Genomic DNA, 5,292 nt, shown 5'->3' with positions numbered 1-5,292 from the left:
CCCTGAACTGGAAGATTGTCCGGCGGTGTCCTACTCTCCCACACCCTCCCGAGTGCAGTACCATCGGCGCTGGAGGGCTTAGCTTCCGGGTTCGGAATGTAACCGGGCGTTTCCCCTCCGCCATGACCGCCGTAACTCTATCAACATATCAAACAACACCACACACACCGTGGTCTGTTGTTCGTTTGTCGAGAGTTGCACAGTGGACGCGTAGCAGCTTAGTAGTCAAGTCCTCGGCCTATTAGTACCGGTCAACTGAACCCGTTACCGGGCTTACATTTCCGGCCTATCAACCCAGTCGTCTAGCTGGGGGCCTTACCCCCACAAAGTGGGGTGGGATACCTCATCTTGAAGCGAGCTTCCCGCTTAGATGCTTTCAGCGGTTATCCCTTCCGAACGTAGCTAACCAGCCGTGCCCCTGGCGGGACAACTGGCACACCAGAGGTTCGTCCGTCCCGGTCCTCTCGTACTAGGGACAGCCCTTCTCAAGTATCCTACGCGCACGGCGGATAGGGACCGAACTGTCTCACGACGTTCTAAACCCAGCTCGCGTACCGCTTTAATGGGCGAACAGCCCAACCCTTGGGACCTGCTACAGCCCCAGGATGCGACGAGCCGACATCGAGGTGCCAAACCATCCCGTCGATATGGACTCTTGGGGAAGATCAGCCTGTTATCCCCGGGGTACCTTTTATCCGTTGAGCGACACCGCTTCCACTCGCAAGTGCCGGATCACTAGTCCCGACTTTCGTCCCTGCTCGACCTGTCAGTCTCACAGTCAAGCTCCCTTGTGTACTTGCACTCAACACCTGATTGCCAACCAGGCTGAGGGAACCTTTGGGCGCCTCCGTTACCCTTTAGGAGGCAACCGCCCCAGTTAAACTACCCACCAGACACTGTCCCTGAACCGGATAACGGTCCGAAGTTAGATACCCAAATCAACCAGAGTGGTATTTCAAGATTGCCTCCACCCATACTGGCGTACAGGTTTCACCGGCTCCCACCTATCCTACACAAGCTAATTCGAATACCAATGTCAAGCTATAGTAAAGGTCCCGGGGTCTTTCCGTCCTGCCGCGCGTAACGAGCATCTTTACTCGTAATGCAATTTCGCCGGGCCTGTGGTTGAGACAGTGGGGAAGTCGTTACGCCATTCGTGCAGGTCGGAACTTACCCGACAAGGAATTTCGCTACCTTAGGATGGTTATAGTTACCACCGCCGTTTACTGGCGCTTAAGTTCTCCGCTTCGCCCCGAAGAGCTAACAGGTCCCCTTAACGTTCCAGCACCGGGCAGGCGTCAGTCCATATACATCGAATTACTTCTTCGCATGGACCTGTGTTTTTAGTAAACAGTCGCTTCCCCCTGCTCTCTGCGGCCATACAACGCTCCACCCGCGCGGGGCTTCACGTCTCCGGCCCCCCTTCTCCCTAAGTTACGGGGGCAATTTGCCGAGTTCCTTAACCACAGTTCGCCCGATCGCCTCGGTATTCTCTACCTGACCACCTGTGTCGGTTTGGGGTACGGGCCGCTAAGAACTCGCTAGAGGCTTTTCTCGGCAGCATAGGATCACTGACTTCACCTGAATCGGCTCGGCATCACGTCTCAGCCCTAATGGTGTGCGGATTTGCCTACACACCGGCCTACACGCTTACCCCGGCACAACCACCGGCCGGGCTCAGCTACCTTCCTGCGTCACCCCATCGCTTGACTACTACCCGCCAGGTTCCCACGCTCCCCAACATCAGCCCGAAGGCCTCAACTGGTTTGGGTGGTTAGCACAACGAAGTTCATCACGGGCGCTCTTTCGCGGGTACGGGAATATCAACCCGTTGTCCATCGACTACGCCTCTCGGCCTCGCCTTAGGTCCCGACTCACCCAGGGCGGATTAGCCTGGCCCTGGAACCCTTGGTCATCCGGCGGAAGGGTTTCTCACCCTTCTTTCGCTACTCATGCCTGCATTCTCACTCGTGCCGCGTCCACAACTAGGTCACCCCGCTGCTTCACCCCCGGCACGACGCTCCCCTACCCATCCACACACCTGCACAAGGAATCAAGTCCAAGCGAGGTTGAAATGTGAATGCCACAGCTTCGGCGGTGTGCTTGAGCCCCGCTACATTGTCGGCGCGGAACCACTTGACCAGTGAGCTATTACGCACTCTTTAAAGGATGGCTGCTTCTAAGCCAACCTCCTGGTTGTCTATGCGACCCCACATCCTTTTCCACTTAGCACACGCTTAGGGGCCTTAGCTGGTGATCTGGGCTGTTTCCCTCTCGACTACGAAGCTTATCCCCCGCAGTCTCACTGCCGCGCTCTCACTTACCGGCATTCGGAGTTTGGCTGATTTCGGTAAGCTTGTGGGCCCCCTAGACCATCCAGTGCTCTACCTCCGGCAAGAAACACGCGACGCTGCACCTAAATGCATTTCGGGGAGAACCAGCTATCACGGAGTTTGATTGGCCTTTCACCCCTAACCACAGGTCATCCCCCAACTTTTCAACGTTGGTGGGTTCGGCCCTCCACGCGGTCTTACCCGCGCTTCAGCCTGCCCATGGCTAGATCACTCCGCTTCGGGTCTAGGACACGCGACTGAACGCCCTATTCAGACTCGCTTTCGCTACGGCTCCCCCACACGGGTTAACCTCGCCACATGCCACTAACTCGCAGGCTCATTCTTCAAAAGGCACGCCGTCACCCCGCAAGGCTCCGACGGATTGTAGGCGAACGGTTTCAGGTACTATTTCACTCCCCTCCCGGGGTACTTTTCACCATTCCCTCACGGTACTCGTCCGCTATCGGTCACCAGGAAGTATTTAGGCTTACCAGGTGGTCCTGGCAGATTCACGGCAGATTACAGGGGTCCGCCGCTACTCGGGAACACCCACAGAAGACCAGCCACTTTCACCTACCGGACTCTCACCGCCTACGGTCAGCCATTCCAGACTGTTCGGCTAGCAACTGGCTTTATAACTCCTCGAATGCATGTCAGTACACTCAGCAGGGTCCCACAACCCCGACCACGCAACCCCTGACAGGTATCACACGCAGCCGGTTTAGCCTCAATCCGCTTTCGCTCGCCACTACTCACGGAATCACTAAATTTGTTTTCTCTTCCTACGGGTACTGAGATGTTTCACTTCCCCGCGTTCCCCCCATACACCCTATGTGTTCAGGTGTAGGTGACTGGACATGACTCCAGCCAGGTTTCCCCATTCGGACACCCTGGGATCACAGCTTGGTTGACAGCTCCCCCAGGCCTATCGCGGCCTCCCACGTCCTTCATCGGCTCCTGGTGCCAAGGCATCCACCGTTCGCCCTTGACAACTTGACCACAAAGATGCTCGCGTCCACTGTGCAATTCTCAACAAACGACCAACCCACAACCCGAACAGCCCCACACCAGCCCGACAACCGCCGACGGTATGTGAGACCAGGCCATGCCTGGCAGCCCGACAAGCGCATCACGCTCGCCCACGGCCTCCGAAAGAACCAACCCATGGTTGTTCCTTCAGGACCCAACAGGGTGCTCTACATCCTCCTCCAGCCGCACCACAACATCCGTTCCCACCACCCCAGGGGCAGCTGTACTAGGTGTCCCGGCCGTTGCCGAAGAAAAACTCGCCAGTGTCTCCGCCATATGAGCACCCCACCACCACACTCGGGCAGTGCGGGCTCCTTACCGACTTTCGTCGGAAGGTGCTCCTTAGAAAGGAGGTGATCCAGCCGCACCTTCCGGTACGGCTACCTTGTTACGACTTCGTCCCAATCGCCAGCCCCACCTTCGACGGCTCCCTCCCATACGGGTTGGGCCACCGGCTTCGGGTGTTGCCGACTTTCGTGACGTGACGGGCGGTGTGTACAAGGCCCGGGAACGTATTCACCGCAGCGTTGCTGATCTGCGATTACTAGCGACTCCGACTTCACGGGGTCGAGTTGCAGACCCCGATCCGAACTGAGACCGGCTTTTTGGGATTCGCTCCACCTCACGGTATCGCAGCCCATTGTACCGGCCATTGTAGCATGCGTGAAGCCCTGGACATAAGGGGCATGATGACTTGACGTCATCCCCACCTTCCTCCGAGTTGACCCCGGCAGTCTTCGATGAGTCCCCGCCATAACGCGCTGGCAACATCGAACGAGGGTTGCGCTCGTTGCGGGACTTAACCCAACATCTCACGACACGAGCTGACGACAGCCATGCACCACCTGTGACCGCCCCCGAAGGACCTCACATCTCTGCGAGTTTTGCGGCCATGTCAAACCCAGGTAAGGTTCTTCGCGTTGCATCGAATTAATCCGCATGCTCCGCCGCTTGTGCGGGCCCCCGTCAATTCCTTTGAGTTTTAGCCTTGCGGCCGTACTCCCCAGGCGGGGCGCTTAATGCGTTAGCTGCGGCACAGGGAACCGGAGAGGCCCCCCACACCTAGCGCCCAACGTTTACAGCGTGGACTACCAGGGTATCTAATCCTGTTCGCTCCCCACGCTTTCGCTCCTCAGCGTCAGTATCGGCCCAGAGACCCGCCTTCGCCACCGGTGTTCCTCCTGATATCTGCGCATTTCACCGCTACACCAGGAATTCCAGTCTCCCCTACCGAACTCTAGCCTGCCCGTATCGACTGCAGGCCCGCAGTTGAGCTGCGGGTTTTCACAGTCGACGCGACAAGCCGCCTACGAGCTCTTTACGCCCAATAAATCCGGACAACGCTCGCACCCTACGTCTTACCGCGGCTGCTGGCACGTAGTTGGCCGGTGCTTCTTCTGCAGGTACCGTCACTTACGCTTCGTCCCTGCTGAAAGAGGTTTACAACCCGAAGGCCGTCATCCCTCACGCGGCGTCGCTGCATCAGGCTTCCGCCCATTGTGCAATATTCCCCACTGCTGCCTCCCGTAGGAGTCTGGGCCGTGTCTCAGTCCCAGTGTGGCCGGTCGCCCTCTCAGGCCGGCTACCCGTCGTCGCCTTGGTAGGCCATCACCCCACCAACAAGCTGATAGGCCGCGAGCCCATCCCAGGCCGAAAAACTTTCCACCAAACACCATGCGATGTAAGGTCATATCCGGTATTAGCCCCCGTTTCCGAGGGTTATCCCAAAGCCTAGGGCAGGTTGCTCACGTGTTACTCACCCGTTCGCCGCTCGAGTACCCCGAAGGGCCTTTCCGCTCGACTTGCATGTGTTAAGCACGCCGCCAGCGTTCGTCCTGAGCCAGGATCAAACTCTCCAACAAAAACTTGTTGAAAAACTGTCCCGACAACAAAAAGTGTTGCCAAAGGAATCCAAAACCAGCCAAACCAT

At 57.7% G+C, this 5,292-nt stretch carries 3 rRNA genes; all 3 read right to left on the bottom strand.

The annotated features are described in order from the left end of the window. Positions 1 to 17 precede the first annotated feature (17 nt). The 3 genes from rrf to AB0D32_RS32540 all read right to left on the bottom strand — a co-directional run bounded on the left by rrf (position 18) and on the right by AB0D32_RS32540 (position 5,224). Positions 18 to 134: ribosomal RNA gene (gene rrf, locus AB0D32_RS32550) — 5S ribosomal RNA — on the bottom strand. Between the two features lie 87 nt (positions 135 to 221). Continuing rightward, a 23S ribosomal RNA gene (locus AB0D32_RS32545) occupies positions 222 to 3,332 on the bottom strand. A gap of 376 nt (positions 3,333 to 3,708) precedes the next feature. Next, positions 3,709 to 5,224: ribosomal RNA gene (locus AB0D32_RS32540) — 16S ribosomal RNA — on the bottom strand. The 16S, 23S and 5S rRNA genes sit together here, the layout of an rRNA operon. Positions 5,225 to 5,292 lie beyond the last annotated feature (68 nt).

The sequence above is a fragment of the Micromonospora sp. NPDC048170 genome, from assembly GCF_040652795.1.
Taxonomy (GTDB): domain Bacteria; phylum Actinomycetota; class Actinomycetes; order Mycobacteriales; family Micromonosporaceae; genus Micromonospora.
The sequence above is the reverse complement of the archived record's forward strand: the minus strand, read 5'-3'. Positions and strand labels throughout refer to the sequence as shown.